Here is a 21,767-nt window from a genome sequence, read left to right as displayed (position 1 = left end):
ACTTTAAAAATGATTTTGAAATTTAGATGTTGCCGTATTTAGTTATCAATTATGAGCTTTTAACTTCCCACTTAAAAGAAGGGTCTGAGGGAGGTTTGAAAATTAAATTCTCTGTTTCAATATTTTAGAAACCAACATTGAAATATCTTCTGACACACCCATTCGATGTATGATTCCTAAATACATCAAAGTTAGAACTAGTGACTTTAGTAAAATGTTTAGGATTGGATGGAAGGGTGCATTTAATGCACTGAACAAAAATCCCAATAACAGTAGTACAAGAAATACCTTGAAGGTGGCATTCGTCAAAGGCCAGAAACCAAATTTCTGTTTTACAAAGCCCATTTTAATCAAGTTGAACAAAAAGATGGCTGAAAAACTTGCTGCAGCTGCTCCTTCTATACCCATTAATGGAATAAGCCAGAGATTGAGTATGATGGTAGTTACAGCCAATAATACACCCAAAAGCAAAATGGTCTTATAATATTTTGAATTGTAGAGAATGGAGTTCACATTACCTAATAGCGAATCAAACACTTTTGCCAATCCTATCAAGAAAACAATGTAAAAACCATTTCTATATTCCGTCGGAAGTAATTGATAAAGGTCATTTAAGTTTAAAATTATCAACAGAAAAACAAGTCCAGCTGCAATAAACAAGTTTAATGAGGTCTTTTTATAGAGGGAATGTAATTCCTCAAAATCATTCTTACTGAAAAGTTCGGCCGTTAACGGATAAGTAATTTGGTGCATCGCCCTCGAAGGAACTATTATCACCGTTGCAATGTAAACAGCAACCCCATAATAAGCGACATTTTCTATGGTCACGAACTGATTGATCATGAATTTGTCTATTTCCAATAGAATCAATGCGGCGGAACCTCCTAAAATCATTAGCAAGCTATAAATCAAGAACTCTCTAAACCTTTTTGAAAAACTGAAATTGAGATATGGCCTTCTCAGGGAAAAAGCATATAATTTTACAATTAGCGTACGTAACAAATACGTTCCAACCAAAGCTTTTAGAAAAAACTCGAGGTTAATAAATTCAAAGTAAAGTAGTACCAACAAAATGGTTGTACATAAGCGTACAAAAACCTCTTTCATGAAATTTCCGAAGGCCGACCTAAGGTGTACTTTACACCAAGCGAAAAAAACTTCAAAATAAGCCATGGCAAGGCCTACCAGAAAAATGTACCATACATAATCACCAGCAATCTTGTTTTCAGTTGCAATAAAATTTGCAATAGCATCTTGAAAGAAAAAGGTAATCAGAACGAGTGGTATCAAGGCAATTAGTGGACTTATCAGCATAAGCGTCAGAAAGGAATCTTTACGTTCTTCTGTTTGCTCACTGTAAAACTTGACCATGGTGTTATGTGCTCCAAATGCCATTACAGGCATAAGAATCGCCCCAGTTGCCAAGATAAAGGTTACCAATCCATAGTATTGGGGCTCTAAGATTTTGGTGTAAAGAAATAGGAGGTTTATTCCCCCAAGTAAAAACCCAAGATAAGTGGTAATTGTATTTTGTATGGACTGCTTTATAACTACTCCCATGAGAGTAAATTAGCGAGTTGTTTTGTTAATTCACGACGATGGTACTGTTCAATTCCCTTTGAATTACAATGTAAGGCACCATTTTCAAAGTTGTTGAACCAATGTGAAATTTGTTGTTTTAGGGCTTCTTTATCGTCAGGACGAAAATATTGGCCAGCTTCATGTTTTTCGACAAGTTTGCCACCTTCCCACTGTTCTGGACCAATTGCGAGAATAGGCCTTCTTGCTCTAAAATATTCAAATAGTTTTCCTGGAATAATACCCTGTGTTTCCACTGAATCTACTTCCAAAAGCAACAGTATTTGTGATGCAGTCTGATACTCTTGCACCTTTTCATGCGAAACATAACCAACTTCTTCAATGTAGTCATCTAGTCCATGAAATTGAATGGATTCTTTTACTCCGTCGCCCACTACCCCAACCAATTGAATTTTAAGGCTAATTTTAAGTTTTTCGTTTTCTGAAACGAGTTGTTGTAAAACTTCCCATAAAACAATAGGATTCCGGTCGGTAAGTAAGGAACCTATATGAGACAGCGCGAATTTTGCATCAAGTTTCGTACTTACACGATTTCCATCGAATCCATTAGTGATTACCTTAATAGGCCTATCAGTTATTTTCTCAAATTCTTGTTTTGTGATTTCACTTGTCACTGTTATTGCATCAGCACCATTAAGAACGGTACTTTCTAGAATCTTATGTTTTTTACTTGAAGCAGCTGAAAGTTTCAGCTGTTTGTGGTATCCAATCGAAGTCCATGGATCCCTTAAATCAGCAAGCCATTTGATGCCTAATTTTCGTTTTAATTCATGTCCTATTAAATGAACACTATGAGGTGGTCCAGTAGTAATTATTGAATCGATTTTCTCATCCAAAAGAAGCTTAGAAATAGTCTTTACCGAAGGTTTTACCCAGTATTTACGTGCATCGGGAATGAACAAATTACCTCTAACCCATAGCATTATACGTTCTAAAATCGATTGTTTTTTGTGCTTTTGAATTATACCTGAACTAATTCGCTTGGTTTTCTTTTTTGACAGAAAAGATGATAAAGCATATGGTTCAAAAATTCGCTGCTTTATAATTTGAATTCCCTCTGGAATTTCTTCAAGGAGCGAGTTATCTTGAATGGGATAAGTAGGGTTCTCAGGAATAAAAACAATTGGCTGAACACCGAATTCAGGCAAGTACTTTACAAACTTGAGCCAGCGTTGAACACCTGGGCCACCCGCAGGAGGCCAGTAATAGGTGATTATGAGCACCTTTTTCATTACTCCTCAGGTTTTCCGTTTGATTTTTTAAAAGACCAAAAAACTCCTCCCAGCAATAACAACCCAAGTAATATATTACTTGCCAAAGCGATGGTACTTCCTGTTTTTACAACCTCAGGTTCAAACTCAAATACAATTTTATGTTTTCCGGCTGGAACCGCTATCCCCCGTAAGGCATAGTTAACACGATAATGCGGAACGTTTGTTTCATCATCGATTGAAGCGGTCCACCCATGCGGATAGTGCATTTCTGAAAAAACTACAAAGCCTGGGTTTGGATTATTCGTTTCATAAACCACATAATTTGGTCTAAAGTCAACTACGTTAACAGTAGCTGTGGAATCAACCTTAAAATTTGATGGTTTCAAAGATTGAATACTCGAATTAAAAACCGCTGACCTTTTAGTGTTTAGACTATCCAACGCCTTTATTTCGATATCTGAATTATCAACAGCAATTAAGTTTTCAATGAACCACCCGGGTCCATTGGCGTCTTCGTTAAAAGCGGGGAATGATTGACCAGTTTCTTCATCTTGTTGAACAATGTATTTAACATTCAACATGTTCAAAACATCGATATTATTGCTGTACAAATGAAATTCGAACAAATCTAAAAGCTTACCTGGTTTCGCTGCATGATATCCTCCTATTGACTTATGGAAATAGGACAAACGGGCTCCATTAAGTCCTTCGCTTGGGTCAAAAACCCGAAATACCGATTCGTCTTGAAGTATTTGTTGGTCCAATGTTAAAGCCTGAAAAGGTTGTTCTACTTGGCGTGAGCGCACAAAATCATCACTATCTACATATCTTCGACCAACACCTACCAAATCAGCAATCATCAATACCCCAAGCAGGGTAAGTGCCAAGTTCTTTTTGAGTTTCTTTTGTGCATAAAGCCACAAAAGACAGATAGCAAGTAATACATAAACCAAGGTTCGTAAAGTATCACTGGTGTAAACCGCTTTTCTATCTTCTACTATTGCATTCATCAACTCTCCAAAATTTTGAGCATAATAACCATCGTTCAAACCTTCGAAAGTGAAAGTGCTTTTCAATAGCAGAAGCAGAAGACCAAGTCCAATAGCTATTCCCCCCGACCATTTTAAGGCTTTTAATTTTTCTTCCTTTTCTGTCGATTTTCTTAAGAACTTCCATAAACCGAGCATAGCAAGAACCGGAACACATAGTTCTAATATGACTTGGGCAGATGAAACGGCACGAAACTTATTGTACAATGGAAAATAGTCAATCAGAAAATTGGTTAGTGCCGGAAAGTTCTTTCCCCATGATAGAAAAAGAGAAAGGATAACTCCTGAAACTAGCCACCATTTATGTTTGGTTTTGACAATAAACAGACCTAGAATGAAAAGAAATACAACTATCGCCCCAAGATAGGCCGGTGCACCAACAAAGGGTTGTTGGCCCCAGTAAAGTGGTAGGTTTTCTGAAAAGTCTCGAGCTTGTGAGGGAGGTACTCCTTGGCTCCTCAAAAATTCGTAGGATTCGGAGTCTTGGCCTAGGTTTTCACCACCGGAACCTCCAAAGAGTCTAGGAACATAAAGGTTCAATGATTCTGATATGCCATAACTATATCGTGTAATGTACTCCTTGTCCAGTCCTTCAACATCAACTTTTTCAGTACCGTCAGGGTTTATGGTCAATTCAGACTTACCCCTTGTGCTCCAATCTGCATATTCTTTTGTTGCCATTAAACCCGTGGCGTTTGTGGCAATGCCCAAAATTACCGCGAGAATTGAAAGTCCAACAGCTATGGAAAATTCTTTGAACTTTTTTTCTCGTATAGCATAAATCAAATAAACCAGCCCTAAAACCAACACCAATAAAATGAAATAGTACGTCATTTGGTAGTGGTTCGCTGATATCTCCAATGCCATCGCAAGGGTAGTCAAAAGAAACCCTAGAACATATTTTTTTCGCAAGGTCAAAATAATACCGCCAATTACCATTGGAATATATCCTAGTGCATGGGCCTTTGCATTATGTCCAATTCCAAGAATTACGATGAGATAGGTGCTCAGTCCAAAAGCTAAACTTCCCAAAACCGCAACACGCCAATCAACTTTTAGGCAAAGCATCAGTATGTAGAACCCTATAAAATATAGAAATAAGTAATCTGCCGGTCTGGGTAAAAACCGAATGAGCCTGTCTAACTTCTTAATATAATCGTGTGGATAATTTGCCCCTAATTGGTAAGTAGGCATTCCTCCAAATGCACTATTGGTCCAATAGGATTCAACACCTGTTGTTTTTTTGAATTCATCCCGTTCTTTCGCCATGCCCTTGTATTGGGCAATATCTGATTGATAGATTGCTTTACCTTGTAAAACAGGATGGAAATAAATTAATGAGGCGATGATAAAAAATACCACCACTCCAAGGTTTCTAAGAATTTCTTTGGAAACAAATTTCATGAGCTATTCTTGAAGCCCTAAATATCAGTCAATTTCTTCAAAATCTATGTATTCGCCTACCTTTTTTGAAGATTTCTGCTTTCGTGAAGTTTTTTTGATAATTGTCGTTTCTCCCTCATTACCAGAACCCTGATTTGGGTTTTGGTAGGTATTGAACTGCTGTTGAAATCGTTCTTCAGTCTTCTTTACGGCAAAGTTTAATACTTGTGGTGCCAACCATCGCCAAAGTAATTTTAGTCCGTAGTATACGATTAGCAGTATTAATATCGTTTCTAATAAAACCATGTATTGTCGCTATTGATTCAAAATTACTTAGTTAGTCCTGCATTCGAGAAACACGTATCATAAAATAGTATTAAAAAACATGGTGAGTACAAGAAGTCTACTCGTTTTACTTTTTTTGACCCCTTTCCTTTTAATTGGTCAATATACCGAAGTAATAAATTCAAATCGCCCCGGGGTTTCGGTCAGTGCTTATGCCCTTGGTAGTAATGTGCTACAATTTGAGGTTGGCGGATTGTATGAAATTCAGAACCATTCAGAAAACAATACCGATTCAAATATCATTGGTGCCGATTTTGCACTACGGTATGGACTCTATTTCGAAACCTTGGAACTGGTTTACGAAGGAAGTTATATTTCACAAAATATTACTTTCAACAATTTTGGAGTTGAAGAAACACGAAATGATTTTAGGAGAAATCGAGCAGGACTGAAATTTCTTGTATTTGATCCATTTAAAAATCCTGATAAAAACAAACCGAATTTATATAGTTGGCGGGCGAATAATAAATTTCAGTTCAAAAATTTATTACCTGCAGTCTCTCTTTATGGTGGGGCAACCTTTAATCTGGGAGATAACCCTTTTTACCCAGAGGATGCCACCATTTCCTATCGTGGTATGATTGCTACTCAAAGTAGATTGACTCCAAAATCGACATTGATTACCAATGTAGCCTACGACAGAATTACTACTGATTTTCCAGAATGGAATTATGTAATTTCATTTCAAAGGGCATTTCGCAACCCAAAATGGAGCGTTTTTCTTGAACATCAAGGAATAATCAGTGATAGGTATTCTGATAACCTCTTCCGAACTGGTGTAGCACACCTGTTTAGCGAAAATTTTCAAATGGATCTAAATTTTGGTGGAAGTATTAAAACGACCCCGTCACGTTATTTTGGTTCTTTCGGATTGTCATACCGGCTTGATTTTCACAAAGACAAGTTAGTACCTATCAATGAACAGCGTCCTCAAGGAAAAATCAAAAAAGGCTCTATGAAAAAGAAAAAAAAGAGCAAGGGTAAAAAGAAAAAGAAAGTAGACTTCTAATAGATATCCCATTTCATTTTCCCTCCTTTACATAATACCTTACATTGTGCATTTAAAATAGCGCAATGATTACGATTAAGGAAGTTAGCGACAAATCTGGGTTAAAAAGCTTTGTAACTTTTCCATTTTCCCTATATAAAAACCATAAATACTGGGTGCCTCCAATTATCAATGACGAGTTGGAAACCTTCAATAAGGAAAAAAATCCGGCTTTCAAATCAGCAAACGCCCAGTTCTTTTTGGCCTATAAAGAATCTACCATTGTAGGTCGCATAGCTGCTATTATAAATCACATTGAAATTAATGAGCAAGGACTCAAGAAAATGAGATTCGGCTGGTTTGATTTTATTGACGACTTGGAGGTATCAAAAGTTCTTCTTGATAAGATTGTTGAAATTGGAAGGGCCAACAACTTGGAGTATATGGAAGGTCCTGTGGGTTTTTCAAACCTAGATAAGGTTGGAGTGTTGATTGAAGGTTTTGATCATATTGGTACAATGATTACCTGGTACAACCATCCTTATTACCAAAAACACTACGAAACTCATGGACTGGTAAAAGAAAAAGAATACCTCGAAAATAAATTCAAATTCTCAAATGCCAATCCCAAAACATTTGCCAAGGCCAACGAACTCATAAAAAGGCGTTATGGGCTAAAGCCTATGAATTTCAGTAAGAGTTCGGAGATAATGCCATACGCCGATAAAATGTTTGATTTATTCAATGAAAGCTATGCCAAACTCTCCTCTTTCGTTAAAATCACTGATGTTCAAAAAGCGTATTTTAAAGAAAAGTACATACGATTTATTAATCCTGAATTTATAAAGTTTGTTGTGGATAAGGATGAAAATATTGTTGCTTTCTCCATTGTGATGCCATCGTTTTCAAGAGCGCTGCAAAAAGCTAATGGCAAACTATTCCCTTTTGGCGTATTTCATCTTTTGCGAGCAAAAAAGAAAAGTAAAGACGTTATCTTTTACTTAATTGGTATTCACCCTGAGTATCAAAATAAGGGCGTTACCGCTATTATATTCAACGAATTTTACCACACCTTTAAGAAAAGAGGTGTTGAAAATTGCATTCGAACACCAGAATTGAAAGAAAATACAGCCATTCGTCAAATGTGGAAGCATTTTGACCCTGTTACCCATAAACGACGAAGAACCTATAGAAAATCCCTTTAATACGGCTTGGACGAAAAGCAACTTCAACGAATATTCAAGCAAGAAGTCGTTTCAATAACTCCTTTAACTGGTGGCGACATTGCATCGGCACAAAAAGTTAGAACAACAACTGGAGATTTCTTTGTGAAATCAGCATCATTTCCTAACGCTTTACAGTTATTTAATAAGGAAATACTTGGTCTTGAAAAATTAAGGCAAACTGGCGCGATTAACATACCTGAGGTCATTGGAATCCATAAAACAAATAAAGCTTGTAGCTTAATTCTATCCTTTATTGAGAACAGAACACCAAAAGCAATTGATATGCAAACGTTTGGTCGGGCACTGGCAAAAATGCATTTGGAATCAACGGAAGTAAAATTTGGTCTGGAAACAGAAAATTTTATTGGAAAGCTCCCCCAAGACAACACTCCCAATTCCAATTGGTCTGAATTTTATGTGTTGAACCGGATTTTACCTCAACTGAACATGGCGCAAACAAATGGTCACATATCTCCTAAACAAGTTCCATCAACAACTAAGATGGTCAATACTTGTGAACATATTTTCGGGGAGGTATCCCCTGCTCTACTGCATGGAGACTTGTGGAGTGGTAATTATCTAATTTCAACAGAAGGCAAACCATACCTCATAGACCCAGCCGTTTATTACGGACATAATGAGGTTGATTTGGCCATGAGCAAACTATTTGGTGGATTTTCTAGTGATTTTTATGGAGCCTATCATGAAATACTACCAGCCCATCAAAATCAAAAAAAGCTGGTAGAAATCTACCAGCTCTATTATTTATTGGTTCATCTAAATTTGTTTGGAACCTCCTACAGAAGACCTTGTTTACAAATTCTTGAAACCTATTTTCTATAATTACTCTCCCATTGCAGCCGCTACTGCAGCAGAAAGTCTTTTATATGTTCCGTTTTGAAGGCGCTCGCGAATTGCCGAAAATGCTTCTAAGGTTTCTGAAATATCCTCCATGGTATGCGTAGCTGTTGGAATCATTCTTAGTAATATCAAGCCTTTAGGAATAACGGGATAAACCACGATTGAACAGAAAATTCCAAAATTTTCACGCAAATCCTTTACCAAAGCCATAGCTTCAGGGATACTACCATTAAGATAAACAGGTGTTACGCAACTTGAAGTTGTTCCGATGTCAAACCCACGTTCCTTTAACCCATTTTGAAGGGCATCTACATTCTCCCATAGCTTAGCTTTTAATTCAGGCATGCTACGCAACATATCAAGGCGTTTCAAAGCACCTTTTACATAAATCATTGGTAATGATTTGGCAAACATCTGAGAACGCAGATTGTATTTTAAATAATCGATTATTTCCTTATCTGCAGCCAAAAATGCACCAATACCAGCGAGAGACTTTGCAAAAGTTGCAAAATAAACATCTATCTCATCTTGTACACCTTGCTCCTCTCCTGCTCCTGCTCCGGTTTTACCTAATGTGCCGAAACCATGGGCGTCATCGACCAATAATCGGAATTTATATTTCTTTTTAAGGGCTACAATTTCCTTTAAAATCCCTTGTTCACCGCGCATTCCAAATACACCTTCAGAGATTACCAAGATTCCGCCACCTGTTTCTTGAGCCAATTTTGTTGCTCGCTCAAGATTCTTTTCCAAACTCTCAACGTTGTTGTGGGTAAATGTAAATCGTTTGCCCATGTGCAATCTCACGCCATCAATAATACAGGCATGGCAATCAACATCGTATACAATAATATCATCTTTGGCAACTAAGGCATCTACCGCCGACATAATGCCCTGGTAACCAAAATTTAAAAGGTATGCCGATTCTTTATGAACAAATTCGGCCAATTCATTTTCAAGTTGTTCGTGGTAATCGGTATGGCCACTCATCATTCGAGCACCCATAGGATAAGCCGCACCATGCTCATAGGCAGCGTCACCATCGACTTTTTTGATTTCTGGCAAATTGGCCAACCCTAAATAGTCGTTAACACTCCAAGTAATGACCTCTTTTCCGCGAAACTTCATTCTATTTGAAATGGGTCCTTCCAACTTTGGAAACACAAAATAACCTTCAGCCTGAGAAGCCCATTTGCCCAAAGGGCCTTTGTTTTCAATAATTCTGTCAAATAAATCCCTCATCTAAATCACAATTGAATGAACTGCAAAAGTATATATTCGGCAATGCCCTTGCAATAAATTTTTTACACAAAAAAAGCACCTACTTTGAGGTGCTTTTTAGATATATAAAAACGTATTCTATTTTATGTATTCAATTTTTTTAGCTTCCACTTGGTGCTGCTCAGTTAAAAAGCCCTGGTTCTCCATCCATTCGTCACTATAAATTTTACTCATATATCGTGAACCATGATCAGGGAAAATGACAACAACATTACTTTCTTCAGTGAACTCTCCTTCAAGATTATACTGCATTGTAGCTTGCATAGCCGCACCACTGGTATAGCCAACAAACATTCCTTCAGAATGCGCGATTTTTCGAGCCATATGGGCACTATCGGCATCAGTAACCTTTAGGTAGCGATCTATCATATTAAAATCGGTTGCCGTAGGAATAAGATTTTTACCCAATCCTTCTATTCGGTATGGATATATTTCCTCCTGGTCAAATTCACCAGTTTCATGGTATTTCTTCAAAACCGAACCGTAGGCATCAACAGCTAATATTTTGATATTGGAGTTTTGCTCTTTTAAATACCTGGCCGTCCCTGAAATTGTTCCTCCTGTTCCACTACAAGCCACCAAATGGGTTATTTTACCAGCTGTTTGTTCCCAAATTTCGGGACCCGTTGACTTATAATGTGCTTCAATATTCAGTTCATTAAAATATTGATTGATATAAACCGAATTGGGTGTCTCGAGATGCAGTCTTTTGGCCACTTCATAATACGAACGAGGGTCGTCAGCACTTACATGGGCGGGACAAACGTAGACCTCTGCCCCCATTGACCGTAACATGTCAATTTTATCTGGTGACGATTTCGAACTTACGGCCAAAATACACTTATAACCTTTGACCATGCTGGTCATGGCCAAACTAAAGCCCGTATTACCCGAAGTAGTTTCAATTATTGTACTTTCTGGCTTAAGGATTCCCTTTTTTTCAGCCTCCTCAATGATATACTTAGCAATTCTATCCTTTGCTGAATGCCCGGGATTAAATGCCTCCACTTTTGCATAAAAGTTCCCGGTTAAACTCTCTGCAATGCGATTAAGTTTTATAAGGGGTGTCTGTCCTACTAAATCGAGGATGCTATCATGAGCATTGATAGTGTTCTTCATAGTAAAGTTAGGTTTGTGCCGTTGTTTTAGCACGCCGCAAAAATAGTATTTTTTAATTTGTTGGGATTTTTCCTTCCAAATCAAGCACGAACGAAAATTCCTTTGCAGTTTCCTTCAAAGCCTCAAATCTGCCTGATGCTCCACCATGACCAGCATCCATATTGGTATCTAAAAACAACTGGTTATCATCGGTTTTCATTTCTCTGAGTTTTGCGACCCACTTTGCAGGCTCCCAATATTGTACTTGCGAATCATGTAGTCCAGTAGAAACATATAAGTTGGGATATTCTTTGGCTACCACATTATCGTATGGTGAGTATGATTTAATGTAATCATAGTAAATTTTATCATTGGGATTTCCCCATTCGTCATATTCCCCTGTTGTTAACGGAATCGAATCATCGAGCATAGTTGTAACGACATCTACAAATGGTACCGCAGCGATTACACCATTGTAAAGTTCTGGAGCCATATTTACAATTGCACCCATTAATAGACCACCTGCAGAACCACCCATTGCGTATAAATGCTCAGAACTGGTATATTTTTCTTCAATTAGGTGTTTTGACACATCAATAAAATCGGTAAAAGTGTTCTTCTTATTAAGCAATTTGCCATTATCATACCACGAGCGACCTAAATATTCTCCTCCCCTAACATGTGCAATAGCATAAATAAATCCCCTATCCAACAAACTCAATCGTACTGTTGAAAAATATGAATCCATGGTAGAACCATAAGAACCATAAGCATACTGTAAAAGTGGGCTCGAACCATCTAAGGGCGTATCCTTTTTATACACGAGTGAAACTGGAACCTTTTCTCCGTCTCGGGCTTCTGCCCAAATACGTTCCGAACGATAGTCCTCCTTATCAAAACTCCCCAAGACTTCCTGTTCTTTTAGAATAGTCTTTTCCATAGTATGCATATCGAAATCAATAATGGCATATGGTGAAGTCATGGCATTATAGAAATATCGAAGCTTTGAAGTGTCAAAATCCAAATTGGTAGTAGGGCCCATCACATAAGTTTCGCTATCCACAGGTAAATAGTAATATTCAGAAGTATCCCATCGAACAATTTTTAATCTGTTCAATCCATTTTGCCTTTCTGAGAGCACATAAAACTCTTTGAATATCTCAACGTCTTCCAATAAGACATTTTCACGATGTTCAATAAACTCCACCCAAAAACCCATTTGGGTTTCTTCCACATTAGTCATCATCAATTTAAAGTTAGTGGCCTTGTCTTTGTTGGTCAATATGTAAAAATGGTCTCCATAGTGGGAAATTGAATATTCAATTCCTCTTGTTCTAGGTGAGAAAACTTTGAACTGGCCATCCGGATTGTCTGCGCTGAGTATTTGGTATTCTGAAGTCAAGGTACTCGATGAACCAATAACAATAAAACGCTTTGATTTTGTTTTGTAGACAAAAGTGGAAAATGTCTCATCGGTCTCATGATAAACCAGCTCATCTTCACTCGACAAAGCGCCCAATTTATGCTTGTATATCTTGTCAGAACGAAGCGTAACAGGATCTTTCTTGGTATAAAAAATCGTTTTGTTGTCAGAAGCCCATGTTGAGCCACCTGTTGTATTTTCGATTCTTTCAGATAAAATCTCTCCTGTTTCAAGATTTTTAAACTGAATATGATATTGCCGTCTGGAGACGGTGTCAACAGCAAACGCAGCCCATTTGTTGTCCGGGCTTATTGAAATTCCCCTTAAATTGAAAAACTCATGTCCTTCGGCCATAGCATTACAATCAAAAAGAAGTTCCGCTTTAGCCTGCAGACTATCCCTTTTTCTCTCATAAATTGGATATTCCCTTCCTTTTTCAAATCGAGTTAAGTAATAATAGCCATTTAGTTTGTAAGGTACCGAGGAGTCATCTTCCTTGATTCTACCACGCATTTCTTGGTAAAGTGATTTCTGAAAATCAACTGTATGTGCAGTCATTTTGTGGTAGTAATCATTTTCGGCATCCAAATAGTCAATAACCTCTTGGTCGTCACGCTGATTTAACCAATAGTAATCATCTACACGCACATCATTATGTATCTCCAGTTTTTTTGGCTTCTTTTTAGCAACTGGTGCTTTTAACTCCATAGTGGCATCTTTGCAAGAAACCCCAAAAATAAGGCACTAAAACAGAACGATAATCCTTATGGTTGAATTCATGCTTTTAGTGTTTTAAAGACAAAATAATATTTTTGTTATATCAAATTTGATAATAATGTTTGGAGATTTAATGGGAATGATGGGCAAACTAAAAGAAGCCCGACAAAAAGTTGAGGAAACAAAAAAAAGACTTGATTCCGTTTTTGTTGACGAATCCTCTTCAGATGGCAGGTTAAAAATAACGCTGACCGCAAATAGAGAAATAAAATCAATTTCGGTTGATGAGCAATTGCTTAGTGATAAAGAAGAATTAGAAGACTATCTAGTACTTACCTTGAACAAAGCAATTTCTAAAGCATCAAAAATTCAAGAAGACGAGCTTGGAGCGGTAGCTAAGGAAGGAATGCCCAATATACCTGGCATGGACTCGTTCTTTAAGTAAACCCTCAACGATGAGAACCTTATTTCTAGTTGTACCTTTTATAATTGTTTTTCTATTAAAAGGGGAAGAAAAAATTGTTTGGCAATCAAATCTTCAAGAGGCAATTCAATTGGCTCAGGACAATGATAAAAATATATTGATTTATTTCACTGGCAGTGATTGGTGTGCCCCTTGCATTAAGTTAAAAGAAGACCTTTTTGACACCACTGAATTTCAAGAAGTATCAGAGCGATTCATATTGCTTTATATTGATATTCCTAGAAAGAACGACGTAATTAGCCGTGAACAAAAAGAACATAATCAACAGGTTTTTAAAAAATATAATAAAACGGGTGTTTTTCCTCTTTTTTTAGTAGTATCCCCAAAAGAAAAGGTTTTAGATGAATATTCAGGTTATAGCATGAATGGTGAAATCGGATATCATATCGAATTCTTAAAAAGAAACCAATAAAAAACTCCCAATTTCTTGGGAGTTTTCATCGAGTCTGATTAGGTTGATTAGTTGTTAATCAATCTAAACTCTGTTCTTCTATTTGTTGCGTGTTCTCGTTCAGTACAAGAAACACCGTCAGCACAACGATTTTTTAGTCTTTTTTCTCCGTAACCGTTTGCCACCAATAAGCTTGAGTTAACACCCTTTGAAATTAGGTAGTCAGCTACTGCTTTAGCTCTTCTTTCTGACAAATCTTGGTTTGAAGAAGAAGTTCCTCTGGCATCAGTATGAGAAGCAATCTCCAATTTCACACCTGGGTTTTGCTCTAAAACAGGCATTAATCTAGAATCGATAATCTGCTTTGCACCAGAAGTCAAAGTTGCGCTTCCTAAATTCCAATTAATCGGCAATGCTTGATATTCTACCAAAGCACACTCAACCTCTTTCCAAGAAGTTAGACCTCCTTTTGATTTAAGAATTTCTTTCGTTACTGTTTTAGTAACTGCAGGTACCGTTTCTTCAACAGTTCTTGCAGGCTGATCAATTACAGTCTTTGTAATTGTTTCATATTCAGCTGGGATGATATCCTCTACAACCTTTGCAGCTTCCAACAAAACTCTTTTAGTGTAAGATGCACTCTTTGCAGTACCAGCAATTTTCTCTACAGAAGCGTCAGAAGCTAATACTTCAGTACTTACCGTAGTAAATTCTGCAGGATACCCCTTATAACACCAGTAACGACAATCATTTGGGTCATTAGAATCACAATCAGGAGCAGAAGCGCCCAATTCCCATTGTGCATATGCTGGCTTAATTTCAACAGTTTCAGAACTAGATTTGAAACTGGCTGGAACAATTCTTAAAGACTCAGCAGCTTCTCTTGAAACAAAAGAAACGCGCTCGGTACCCCATTTTGCAGGAATAACCCTTAGGGTCTTACTCTCATCTTTAACCAAAACACGTTCAGTAACAGTTTTATAGGTTGCAGGAACAACTTTTAAAACTTTGTAAGCAGGCTTAATTGTAACCGTAACACTCTCATTTTCGTAAACATCGGGTGTAGTACAACGCACATAACACTTACCCACTTCTGGGTTTTCTGGTAAATCTTGTGCGAACATCGTCGAAGTAGCAAGTAATGCTACTAGAAATAGTAAATTTTTCATAATATATTAATGGTTTATTTAGACTCGTATAATTGGAAACAAGAATCTGGAAAAGGTCACATTTTGTTAAATTTTTAAAAAAATTATGGTAGAAGTAGTTCATAATCAGGAAGGAAGATATAGCGTTACTATTAGTTCAACTACGGGAAATTTACTCTTTGAAAGCAAGCCATTTTCTAGTGAAAAGGAAGCCAAAGCATCGTTGTTAAAATTGAAAAAAGATGTGGTTTTCGAACGGAAAACCAATACCAACGGAAAATTCATGATAAACCTAAAAACTACCGACGGTGTGCTCATAGGTCAAAGTGAACTTTATTCCTCTGAAGCCGGAATGGAGAATGGTATTAAAAACCTACAGATGGGCATACAAATGCCATAAGACCAAGAATACAACTTAGTTTGCCCAATAATACCAAAAGGTTCTGCGTTATTTATAAACCAAATCTTTAAACATGACGAAGTACTTTTTTCTCTTGGTTTCCCTTGGTCTCTTAACTTTTTTAAATCCAAGTAGTGTAATAATTGAAGATGTTAGTTGGAACGTTGATTATAGCGTTGCCTTGGAAGAATCACAATCAAATCAAAAGAATGTTTTAGTCTATTTTACTGGAAGCGACTGGTGTGCCCCTTGTAAAAAATTAAAGCAAGATTTGTTCAGCACCAGTGAATTCAAGTCATTATCTAAAGCATACAATCTTGTTTATGTCGATATTCCGCGCAATCAAGACTTGATTACTGCGGAACAATATGAAAAGAACAAGGCTTTGATGGGAGAGCTGAACAAAAGAAAGGTTTTTCCTTTATTGGTCGTTGTCAATCCTAAGGGTGAAATAATTGATGATTATTCTGGTTACAGTATGAATGGACATGTTCAATACCACCTCGATTTTTTGGAGAAGAATAAGTAATTTTCCTAACCCAATATTCTCAATACTTCTAGAAAATTTTTGTGCATATCATCAGAATAGTCAAGATGGGTTACAATTCGAAGTTTTCCTTGACCCATACCAATTATAGAAATTTGATGCTCTTTCAAAGTATTTAAAAAAGCCTGGCTTGTCATTTTTGTTTCATCCAATTCAAAAATGATAATATTGGTCTCGATAGGCTCCACTTTTTTGATGAAGTTCAAAGTCGAAAGAACGTCACCTATTTCAATGGCTTTTTGATGATCATCTGCTAATCTGTCGATATGGTTTTCTAAAGCATAAATTCCTGCTGCAGCCAAAAACCCTGCTTGTCGCATACCACCCCCTAAAATTTTTCGAATTCTAATGGCATCATGAATATGTTTTTCCGTCCCAACCAAAACTGAACCAACGGGACATCCTAATCCTTTGCTTAAACAAACACTGATTGTATCAAATAGGGCTCCATATTGTTTTGGAGATTCCCCTTTTTTTACCATTGCATTCCATAACCTTGCACCATCTAAATGAAAAGCAAGATTTTGTTCCTCACAAACTTTTCTTATTTTTTTAAGTTCCTCAAAATCCCAACAAGCTCCTCCTCCTTTATTGGTTGTATTTTCTATACAAACTAGGCTTGTAAGCGGACTATGATAGAAATCAGGAGGATTAATAGCCGCTTCTACCTGTTCTGCTGTCATCATTCCACGATGACCATCCACTAGCCTGCACGAAACACCACTGTTGAAACTTGCTCCACCACCTTCATAATTGAAGACATGGGCATATTTATCACAAATTAGCTGCTCCCCAGGGTTGGTATGTAACTTAATAGCCGTTTGATTAACCATACTCCCACTTGGGAAGAACAGTGCTGCTTCCATACCGAACATTTCTGCAACTTTCGACTCAAGAGCATTTACGGTAGGGTCATTTTTAAAAACATCATCCCCTACTTCTGCCTCCATCATTGCTTTTAGCATTGGTGGAGTGGGCTTTGTTACCGTATCACTAATTAAATTGATTTCCATATTTAAATTTCACCAAGTTTAGTAATAATGCCATCAGCGACGATAACTGGTCCTTCATTGAGAGTAAAATTCAATCCTATTGAAAGTCTATTTTTTAAAAGATTAGGTGATGCAGTTAAAATTTTAGCATTAACCGTGTCCCCGGGAAAAACCTTATCGATACCTTCCCAAATTTGACGTGCCATAAACATTCTATCGGTAAATGGAAATTTTAAATCTGGATTGTATCCCAATTCGCATGGTGTCTTCCTTCCTCCTTCATTAGGAGTTCTGTATCGTATAGTAGCAACAAAATGCCAGTTCCTAAATTTTTCAAAATCAATCATAAAGGAGCTCTTAGTTCATGCAATCCATTCCTATGGGAGAACCATCAGGAATTTTTGGTGCCTTGGTCTTCAACTTATAGTTGGCGGGGTTTTCAAAATACTTAGTTAGCTCTACTGTATACAAATAATTCTTGCCAGTTGATTGTTTCAATATTTGTTGGAGTGATTTGAGCACTTGATTTTTAACTTGTGGATATACCTTATCAGAATCGGCAAGATGCATTAAATGTTGAAGTACTTGCCAATTCACGACCTGTTGAATTTCGTTCTTGTAACCGGTTTGTTGGTTTGCATTTATTGTATTGGTCAATAGTTCATTTAGCAAATCACCAAACCCAACCTGCCTGTTGTCAAATCCTTTTTGAATGACCAAACGATTTACACGTTCTGGATTCAATAAAAGGGAGAGTGTTACAGAAGCTGCTGTTTCAGCCACACCTAAGGGGTCAAAGGAAACACCAGTCTTACCCTTAAAAGACTCCCGAGACCTCGGAAAACCTATTGCTCGAGGCGGAAAAAGTTCCAATTGTCGTTCTGGTATCGCCAACACATCTGGACTCAACGTCTTTAAAAGCATTTTTAACGCTTCTTGTTGTTGGGCCCTTGGTACCACTTGCTTTCCTGCCTGTCCATCTCCTTTCACTTGATAATTGTAATCCTCCCCACCAATAATTTTTGCAGTAGCCTCAGTTTGGTATCGGTGAAAAAAGTAAACGGGAACAAAAACATCTTCCAATACGGAATAGGCTTCACCGGTTTTTATGTTATCAGTACTAAAGTTTTGCATGGCTACTTCCCGAACACGCAAAACATCTTCCAGTTCATTGGTGGCATTCTTACCATTATCCCATAAATGGGCTATTGGACTCGCACTACCCATTGGTCTTGCATCTTGGTCTGATAAGTATCGTAACCCATCTTTTTGGGCCTTTTCCAATATATCGTTTAAAGCCCTTTTTTCGTCCGTTCCTTTTGGAAAATCAGAATACGCATAGGCCACTGTTACTTTATCCCATTCACCAATACCAGTATCATAGGCATCCGGAAATTCTATTTTGCTTCCTCTTACTTCGAACTGCGGGTGCGGGTAATCCATTACCGAAGCACGGTTGTTGGTGCTGGCCGCAAAGTTATGTGCGAATCCAAGGGTATGACCAATTTCATGTGCCGATAATTGTCTGATTCTAGCAATAGCCATATCCAACATGGGTTTATAATTCTCATCATTGCCCCTAAAAGGTTCCTTCAATAAGGCCTGAGCAATTAAAAAATCTTGCCGTATACGTAAGCTTCCCAAGCTTACATGGCCTTTAATTATCTCACCAGTTCTTGGATCGCGAACGCTAGCTCCGTAACTCCAACCACGGGTTGAACGGTGTACCCACTGAATTACATTATATCGCACATCCATAGGGTCCGCGTCATCTGGTAATATTTTAACTTGATAGGCATCTTTGTAACCAATGGCTTCAAATGCTTGATTCCACCAACGACCACCTTCCAAAAGAGCAGAGCGCACGGGCTCTGGAGTACCATTATCCAAATAATAGACAATTGGCTCAACGGCCTCACTAACTTCAGCTTCGGGGTTCTTCTTTTTTAAACGATGACGTGGAATAAAACGCTTTAAAATTGATTCTTGTACCGGAGTGGAATAATCATAATAAGAGAACGGATAACTACCTGATCTTGGGTCATACAGTCTTTTTTCAAAATTATCATCTGGTAATTCTATCAAGGAATGGTGTTGCGATACAGTTACTAAGCTAGGGGTAGGTACTACCGATCTTATAAAGGCACCATCTGGATTTCCCTTAAATGTCAGCATCATATCAAATTCTACATTTTTAGGAAAAGCCTTTGTTCGATCAAGTGAAACAGCGCTTTTTGATTTGTCCAAAGAATAACTGCCCTGTTTTCGGCTTTTTAATCTTGCTGAAACCCCATGGGCATCACGCATTAAAAATTCCGTAAAATCGATAAGATAACTTCCATTCGATTCTTCCTCAATTTTGAATCCATGCAGAACCGACTTTGCAAAGGCCTGTTCTACAGATTGCCTTTCCAACGTATTACTAGTGATTGCCCGAAATTTTAAATTAGGTTGAATGAGCATCAGTTTGTTGCCCGCTTTTTTAAAAAAGACGACTTGTTCATTGCCCAACTGCCCTCGATCAAGGCCAATATCATTACTTCCAACTCCACTGCTCAAAGAATAGACATAAAGAAACTCATCTTCCAACTTGTCAACTTGAAGGAAAATCTTATCGTTACCAACATCGTAATAGAAGTCAAAATAACCATCAAATTTTTCAAGTCCCTTGGTCTTTTCGAAAGACTGTGCGTGAATAGCTGTAATTGCTAAAAATCCTAAAATTAGTGGTAAGAGTGCTCTCATTCGGATTGGTGTTTGATGCCTAAAAATAGAGAAATTTGATTGCGCTACCACCTTGAAATCTTATTTTAGCCCGAAATTTTAGAAATGGTTACCACAGATCAACATAAAGGTCTATTAGAACGCCTTGGTGCGTTAAGGAGGTATCTTTGACATTGATGCCAAACTCATTGAAATAGAGAACGAAGAGGAGAAAACACTTGTTCCAGGATTTTGGGATGACCCAATAGCCGCTCAGGCCCACATGAAATCTTTAAAGGCAAAACAAAAGTGGGTCAAAGACTTTGATGAAGCAAAAACACTTATCGGTGACTTGGAAGTATTACTCGAGTTTTTCGAAATGGGCGAAGTTGAAGAAACTGAACTCGCTCAAAAACACGAAAAAGCAAAAGATTTAATTGAGACTTTAGAGTTTAAAAATATGCTCTCAGATGAGGGTGATGAACTTACAGCAGTACTCCAAATTACCGCAGGTGCAGGTGGAACTGAAAGTTGTGATTGGGCTTCTATGCTCATGCGTATGTATTTGATGTGGAGTGAAAAGAACGGGTATAAGGTCAAAGAACTCAATTACCAAGAAGGTGATGTTGCCGGTATCAAAACAGTTACTTTAGAAATTGATGGAGATTATGCTTTCGGCTGGTTAAAAGGTGAAAATGGTGTTCATAGATTAGTTCGTATTTCGCCTTTTGATAGTAATGCCAAAAGACATACCTCATTCGCGTCGGTATATGTTTACCCTTTGGTCGATGATTCAATTGAAATTGAAGTAAATCCATCAGATATTGAGATAACTACAGCTCGTTCAAGTGGTGCAGGAGGTCAAAATGTGAACAAGGTTGAAACCAAAGTACAACTTGTACACAAGCCAACAGGCATACAAATTTCTTGTTCTGATTCTCGTTCGCAACACGATAATCGTGCAACGGCTATGAAAATGCTAAAATCTCAGTTATACGAAATTGAGTTGCGCAAAAAACAAGAGGCTAGGGCTGAAATTGAAGCTTCAAAGATGAAAATAGAATGGGGTTCACAGATTCGTAACTATGTGATGCACCCATACAAATTGGTAAAAGACGTCCGTACTGGTCAAGAAACTGGTAATGTTGATGCCGTAATGGATGGAGATATTAATGCATTTTTGAAGTCCTTCTTGATGATGATGGGTCAAAAAGAGGAATAGATTGGTACAGTTTCTGATTACCAATAGTATCTTTGGGCAACCAGATTTTAGGTTTTGAGAGAATCCAATGGTCTGCTATCGTTGAAGTTAAAGTGAATACCTATGAAAAATATTATACACATACTGCCTTTATTTATAGTGCTTTTTTTAACGACGGAATGTCTAGCTCAATTTGGCAATCCTTACGGTAATCCTAATATGAACCGCTTTGGTAGAGGGCGAACTGCAATACCTCAAACCCAGACACCCCAAAAGGAACCAGAACCATTGACCGCAGAGGAATATGTAGATACACAAATGCCAAGATTGGTTGAAACTTTAGAGTTAGGTCCTTTTGAGGAGGCAGTCATGCGCACTACTTTGGTCAAATATGTTCAAAAACGAATGGAGCTCCAGATTTTACAACTTGAACCTCAGAAAATGAAGGAAGAATTTGAAAAGTTGGGGAAATTGCAAAATGAAGAGTTGGAAGCAGGTCTTCCACCTGAAAAATACGAAGCCTATTTAAAATTGGTAGAGAATCCTTCCAAGGCTGAGCGCGAGTCTAAAAAATCAAAACGAAAGCGTAAGAAAAAGGAGGAAACCGAAGGTTAAGTTCAACCGATTTTATAAATCTACTTTCTACAAAAAAGTTTTATCAGCTAAATGTTGTCGGACAAACTCTAATCTGTGCCGTTCAGGGTTTTTAGAATTTAA

Annotated in this window: 20 protein-coding genes; 9 read left to right on the top strand and 11 right to left on the bottom strand. The window is 37.5% G+C overall.

Annotation, left to right across the window (positions count from 1 at the left end):
- Positions 1-102: 102 nt before the first annotated feature.
- Genes HCU67_RS09345 through HCU67_RS09330 form a run of 4 tightly spaced genes read right to left on the bottom strand, consistent with a single transcriptional unit; the run spans position 103 to position 5,551 of the window.
- Positions 103-1,560 carry a lipopolysaccharide biosynthesis protein gene (locus HCU67_RS09345; RefSeq protein WP_168552365.1) on the bottom strand — a complete coding sequence of 486 codons (1,458 nt, stop codon included), beginning with the start codon at positions 1,558-1,560 and terminating at the stop codon, positions 103-105.
- The gene (locus tag HCU67_RS09340) at positions 1,551-2,831 is read right to left on the bottom strand and encodes a glycosyltransferase family 4 protein (RefSeq protein ID WP_168552364.1); all 1,281 of its coding nucleotides are present in this window, start codon (positions 2,829-2,831) and stop codon (positions 1,551-1,553) included. The genes HCU67_RS09345 and HCU67_RS09340 overlap by 10 nt, the downstream gene beginning before the upstream one ends.
- Positions 2,831-5,266: a YfhO family protein gene (locus tag HCU67_RS09335; protein ID WP_168552363.1), complete on the bottom strand. Its 2,436-nt coding sequence runs from the start codon at positions 5,264-5,266 to the stop codon at positions 2,831-2,833. The genes HCU67_RS09340 and HCU67_RS09335 overlap by 1 nt, the downstream gene beginning before the upstream one ends.
- 24 nt (positions 5,267-5,290) lie before the next feature.
- Entirely contained in the window at positions 5,291-5,551 is a 261-nt protein-coding gene (locus tag HCU67_RS09330) for a DUF4834 family protein (RefSeq protein ID WP_168552362.1), read from the bottom strand.
- A gap of 79 nt (positions 5,552-5,630) precedes the next feature.
- Here HCU67_RS09330 and HCU67_RS09325 point away from each other — a divergent pair, with 79 nt between their 5' ends.
- From HCU67_RS09325 to HCU67_RS09315, 3 genes are all read left to right on the top strand, one after another.
- A complete protein-coding gene (locus tag HCU67_RS09325; protein WP_168552361.1) occupies positions 5,631-6,599 on the top strand; it encodes a transporter in 969 nt (322 codons plus the stop codon).
- Positions 6,600-6,664: 65 nt separating this feature from the next.
- Positions 6,665-7,783: a GTP cyclohydrolase gene (locus HCU67_RS09320; RefSeq protein WP_168552360.1), complete on the top strand. Its 1,119-nt coding sequence runs from the start codon at positions 6,665-6,667 to the stop codon at positions 7,781-7,783.
- Positions 7,784-7,789: 6 nt separating this feature from the next.
- On the top strand, positions 7,790-8,647 hold the full coding sequence (locus HCU67_RS09315) for a fructosamine kinase family protein (protein ID WP_168552359.1): 858 nt from the start codon (positions 7,790-7,792) through the stop codon (positions 8,645-8,647).
- Here the strand turns inward: HCU67_RS09315 and capB are convergent, their stop codons facing one another.
- The 3 genes from capB to HCU67_RS09300 form a co-directional block, all read right to left on the bottom strand.
- Complete coding sequence (capB, locus tag HCU67_RS09310; protein WP_168552358.1) at positions 8,648-9,907, bottom strand: cysteate-C-fatty acyltransferase; 1,260 nt, start codon at positions 9,905-9,907, stop codon at positions 8,648-8,650.
- A gap of 117 nt (positions 9,908-10,024) precedes the next feature.
- Positions 10,025-11,065, bottom strand: a complete 1,041-nt coding sequence (gene capA / locus HCU67_RS09305) for a cysteate synthase (RefSeq protein WP_168552357.1) — start codon at positions 11,063-11,065, stop codon at positions 10,025-10,027.
- Positions 11,066-11,117: 52 nt separating this feature from the next.
- The gene (locus HCU67_RS09300; RefSeq protein WP_168552356.1) at positions 11,118-13,175 is read right to left on the bottom strand and encodes a S9 family peptidase; all 2,058 of its coding nucleotides are present in this window, start codon (positions 13,173-13,175) and stop codon (positions 11,118-11,120) included.
- A gap of 127 nt (positions 13,176-13,302) precedes the next feature.
- Between HCU67_RS09300 and HCU67_RS09295 the strand changes: the two genes are divergently transcribed.
- Together HCU67_RS09295 and HCU67_RS09290 are read left to right on the top strand one after the other, a co-directional pair.
- On the top strand, positions 13,303-13,629 hold the full coding sequence (locus HCU67_RS09295; protein WP_168552355.1) for a YbaB/EbfC family nucleoid-associated protein: 327 nt from the start codon (positions 13,303-13,305) through the stop codon (positions 13,627-13,629).
- A gap of 10 nt (positions 13,630-13,639) precedes the next feature.
- Complete coding sequence (locus tag HCU67_RS09290; RefSeq protein ID WP_168552354.1) at positions 13,640-14,080, top strand: thioredoxin family protein; 441 nt, start codon at positions 13,640-13,642, stop codon at positions 14,078-14,080.
- Between the two features lie 47 nt (positions 14,081-14,127).
- Here the strand turns inward: HCU67_RS09290 and HCU67_RS09285 are convergent, their stop codons facing one another.
- Positions 14,128-15,228, bottom strand: a complete 1,101-nt coding sequence (locus tag HCU67_RS09285; RefSeq protein ID WP_168552353.1) for an OmpA family protein — start codon at positions 15,226-15,228, stop codon at positions 14,128-14,130.
- A gap of 85 nt (positions 15,229-15,313) precedes the next feature.
- On the opposite strand from HCU67_RS09285, the gene HCU67_RS09280 reads away from it, so the two are divergent.
- Together HCU67_RS09280 and HCU67_RS09275 are read left to right on the top strand one after the other, a co-directional pair.
- Positions 15,314-15,607: a YegP family protein gene (locus HCU67_RS09280; protein ID WP_168552352.1), complete on the top strand. Its 294-nt coding sequence runs from the start codon at positions 15,314-15,316 to the stop codon at positions 15,605-15,607.
- A gap of 73 nt (positions 15,608-15,680) precedes the next feature.
- A complete protein-coding gene (locus tag HCU67_RS09275; RefSeq protein ID WP_168552351.1) occupies positions 15,681-16,136 on the top strand; it encodes a thioredoxin family protein in 456 nt (151 codons plus the stop codon).
- A gap of 5 nt (positions 16,137-16,141) precedes the next feature.
- Here the strand turns inward: HCU67_RS09275 and HCU67_RS09270 are convergent, their stop codons facing one another.
- Genes HCU67_RS09270 through HCU67_RS09260 form a run of 3 tightly spaced genes read right to left on the bottom strand, consistent with a single transcriptional unit; the run spans position 16,142 to position 19,891 of the window.
- Entirely contained in the window at positions 16,142-17,167 is a 1,026-nt protein-coding gene (locus tag HCU67_RS09270; protein WP_168552350.1) for a threonine aldolase family protein, read from the bottom strand.
- Between the two features lie 2 nt (positions 17,168-17,169).
- Positions 17,170-17,493, bottom strand: coding sequence for a hypothetical protein (locus HCU67_RS09265; RefSeq protein ID WP_168552349.1), 324 nt, complete (start codon positions 17,491-17,493; stop codon positions 17,170-17,172).
- A gap of 10 nt (positions 17,494-17,503) precedes the next feature.
- Entirely contained in the window at positions 17,504-19,891 is a 2,388-nt protein-coding gene (locus HCU67_RS09260) for a zinc-dependent metalloprotease (RefSeq protein WP_168552348.1), read from the bottom strand.
- An 84-nt stretch (positions 19,892-19,975) separates the two neighbouring features.
- Between HCU67_RS09260 and prfB the strand changes: the two genes are divergently transcribed.
- Both prfB and HCU67_RS09250 read left to right on the top strand, forming a co-directional pair.
- Positions 19,976-21,071 (top strand): peptide chain release factor 2 gene (gene prfB / locus HCU67_RS09255; RefSeq protein ID WP_168552347.1). Its coding sequence is split into 2 segments (ribosomal slippage): positions 19,976-20,038 and positions 20,040-21,071, totalling 1,095 coding nucleotides; the frame shifts between segments, so codons are not numbered across the junction.
- 102 nt (positions 21,072-21,173) lie between these two features.
- Positions 21,174-21,665: a hypothetical protein gene (locus HCU67_RS09250; RefSeq protein ID WP_168552346.1), complete on the top strand. Its 492-nt coding sequence runs from the start codon at positions 21,174-21,176 to the stop codon at positions 21,663-21,665.
- Positions 21,666-21,767 lie beyond the last annotated feature (102 nt).

The sequence above is a fragment of the Croceivirga thetidis genome (assembly GCF_012272815.1).
In the GTDB taxonomy this organism is placed as follows: domain Bacteria; phylum Bacteroidota; class Bacteroidia; order Flavobacteriales; family Flavobacteriaceae; genus Croceivirga; species Croceivirga thetidis.
The sequence above is the reverse complement of the archived record's forward strand: the minus strand, read 5'-3'. Positions and strand labels throughout refer to the sequence as shown.

What these genes read in the sequence shown, in the direction of transcription:
- HCU67_RS09345 (WP_168552365.1), bottom strand. Translation starts at nt 1,560, where the DNA reads ATGGGAGTAGTTATAAAGCAGTCCATACAAAATACAATTACCACTTAT.
- HCU67_RS09340 (WP_168552364.1), bottom strand. Translation starts at nt 2,831, where the DNA reads ATGAAAAAGGTGCTCATAATCACCTATTACTGGCCTCCTGCGGGTGGC.
- HCU67_RS09335 (WP_168552363.1), bottom strand. Translation starts at nt 5,266, where the DNA reads ATGAAATTTGTTTCCAAAGAAATTCTTAGAAACCTTGGAGTGGTGGTA.
- HCU67_RS09330 (WP_168552362.1), bottom strand. Translation starts at nt 5,551, where the DNA reads ATGGTTTTATTAGAAACGATATTAATACTGCTAATCGTATACTACGGA.
- HCU67_RS09325 (WP_168552361.1), top strand. Translation starts at nt 5,631, where the DNA reads ATGGTGAGTACAAGAAGTCTACTCGTTTTACTTTTTTTGACCCCTTTC.
- HCU67_RS09320 (WP_168552360.1), top strand. Translation starts at nt 6,665, where the DNA reads ATGATTACGATTAAGGAAGTTAGCGACAAATCTGGGTTAAAAAGCTTT.
- capB (WP_168552358.1), bottom strand. Translation starts at nt 9,907, where the DNA reads ATGAGGGATTTATTTGACAGAATTATTGAAAACAAAGGCCCTTTGGGC.
- capA (WP_168552357.1), bottom strand. Translation starts at nt 11,065, where the DNA reads ATGAAGAACACTATCAATGCTCATGATAGCATCCTCGATTTAGTAGGA.
- HCU67_RS09300 (WP_168552356.1), bottom strand. Translation starts at nt 13,175, where the DNA reads ATGGAGTTAAAAGCACCAGTTGCTAAAAAGAAGCCAAAAAAACTGGAG.
- HCU67_RS09295 (WP_168552355.1), top strand. Translation starts at nt 13,303, where the DNA reads ATGTTTGGAGATTTAATGGGAATGATGGGCAAACTAAAAGAAGCCCGA.
- HCU67_RS09290 (WP_168552354.1), top strand. Translation starts at nt 13,640, where the DNA reads ATGAGAACCTTATTTCTAGTTGTACCTTTTATAATTGTTTTTCTATTA.
- HCU67_RS09285 (WP_168552353.1), bottom strand. Translation starts at nt 15,228, where the DNA reads ATGAAAAATTTACTATTTCTAGTAGCATTACTTGCTACTTCGACGATG.
- HCU67_RS09280 (WP_168552352.1), top strand. Translation starts at nt 15,314, where the DNA reads ATGGTAGAAGTAGTTCATAATCAGGAAGGAAGATATAGCGTTACTATT.
- HCU67_RS09275 (WP_168552351.1), top strand. Translation starts at nt 15,681, where the DNA reads ATGACGAAGTACTTTTTTCTCTTGGTTTCCCTTGGTCTCTTAACTTTT.
- HCU67_RS09270 (WP_168552350.1), bottom strand. Translation starts at nt 17,167, where the DNA reads ATGGAAATCAATTTAATTAGTGATACGGTAACAAAGCCCACTCCACCA.
- HCU67_RS09265 (WP_168552349.1), bottom strand. Translation starts at nt 17,493, where the DNA reads ATGATTGATTTTGAAAAATTTAGGAACTGGCATTTTGTTGCTACTATA.
- HCU67_RS09260 (WP_168552348.1), bottom strand. Translation starts at nt 19,891, where the DNA reads ATGAGAGCACTCTTACCACTAATTTTAGGATTTTTAGCAATTACAGCT.
- HCU67_RS09250 (WP_168552346.1), top strand. Translation starts at nt 21,174, where the DNA reads ATGAAAAATATTATACACATACTGCCTTTATTTATAGTGCTTTTTTTA.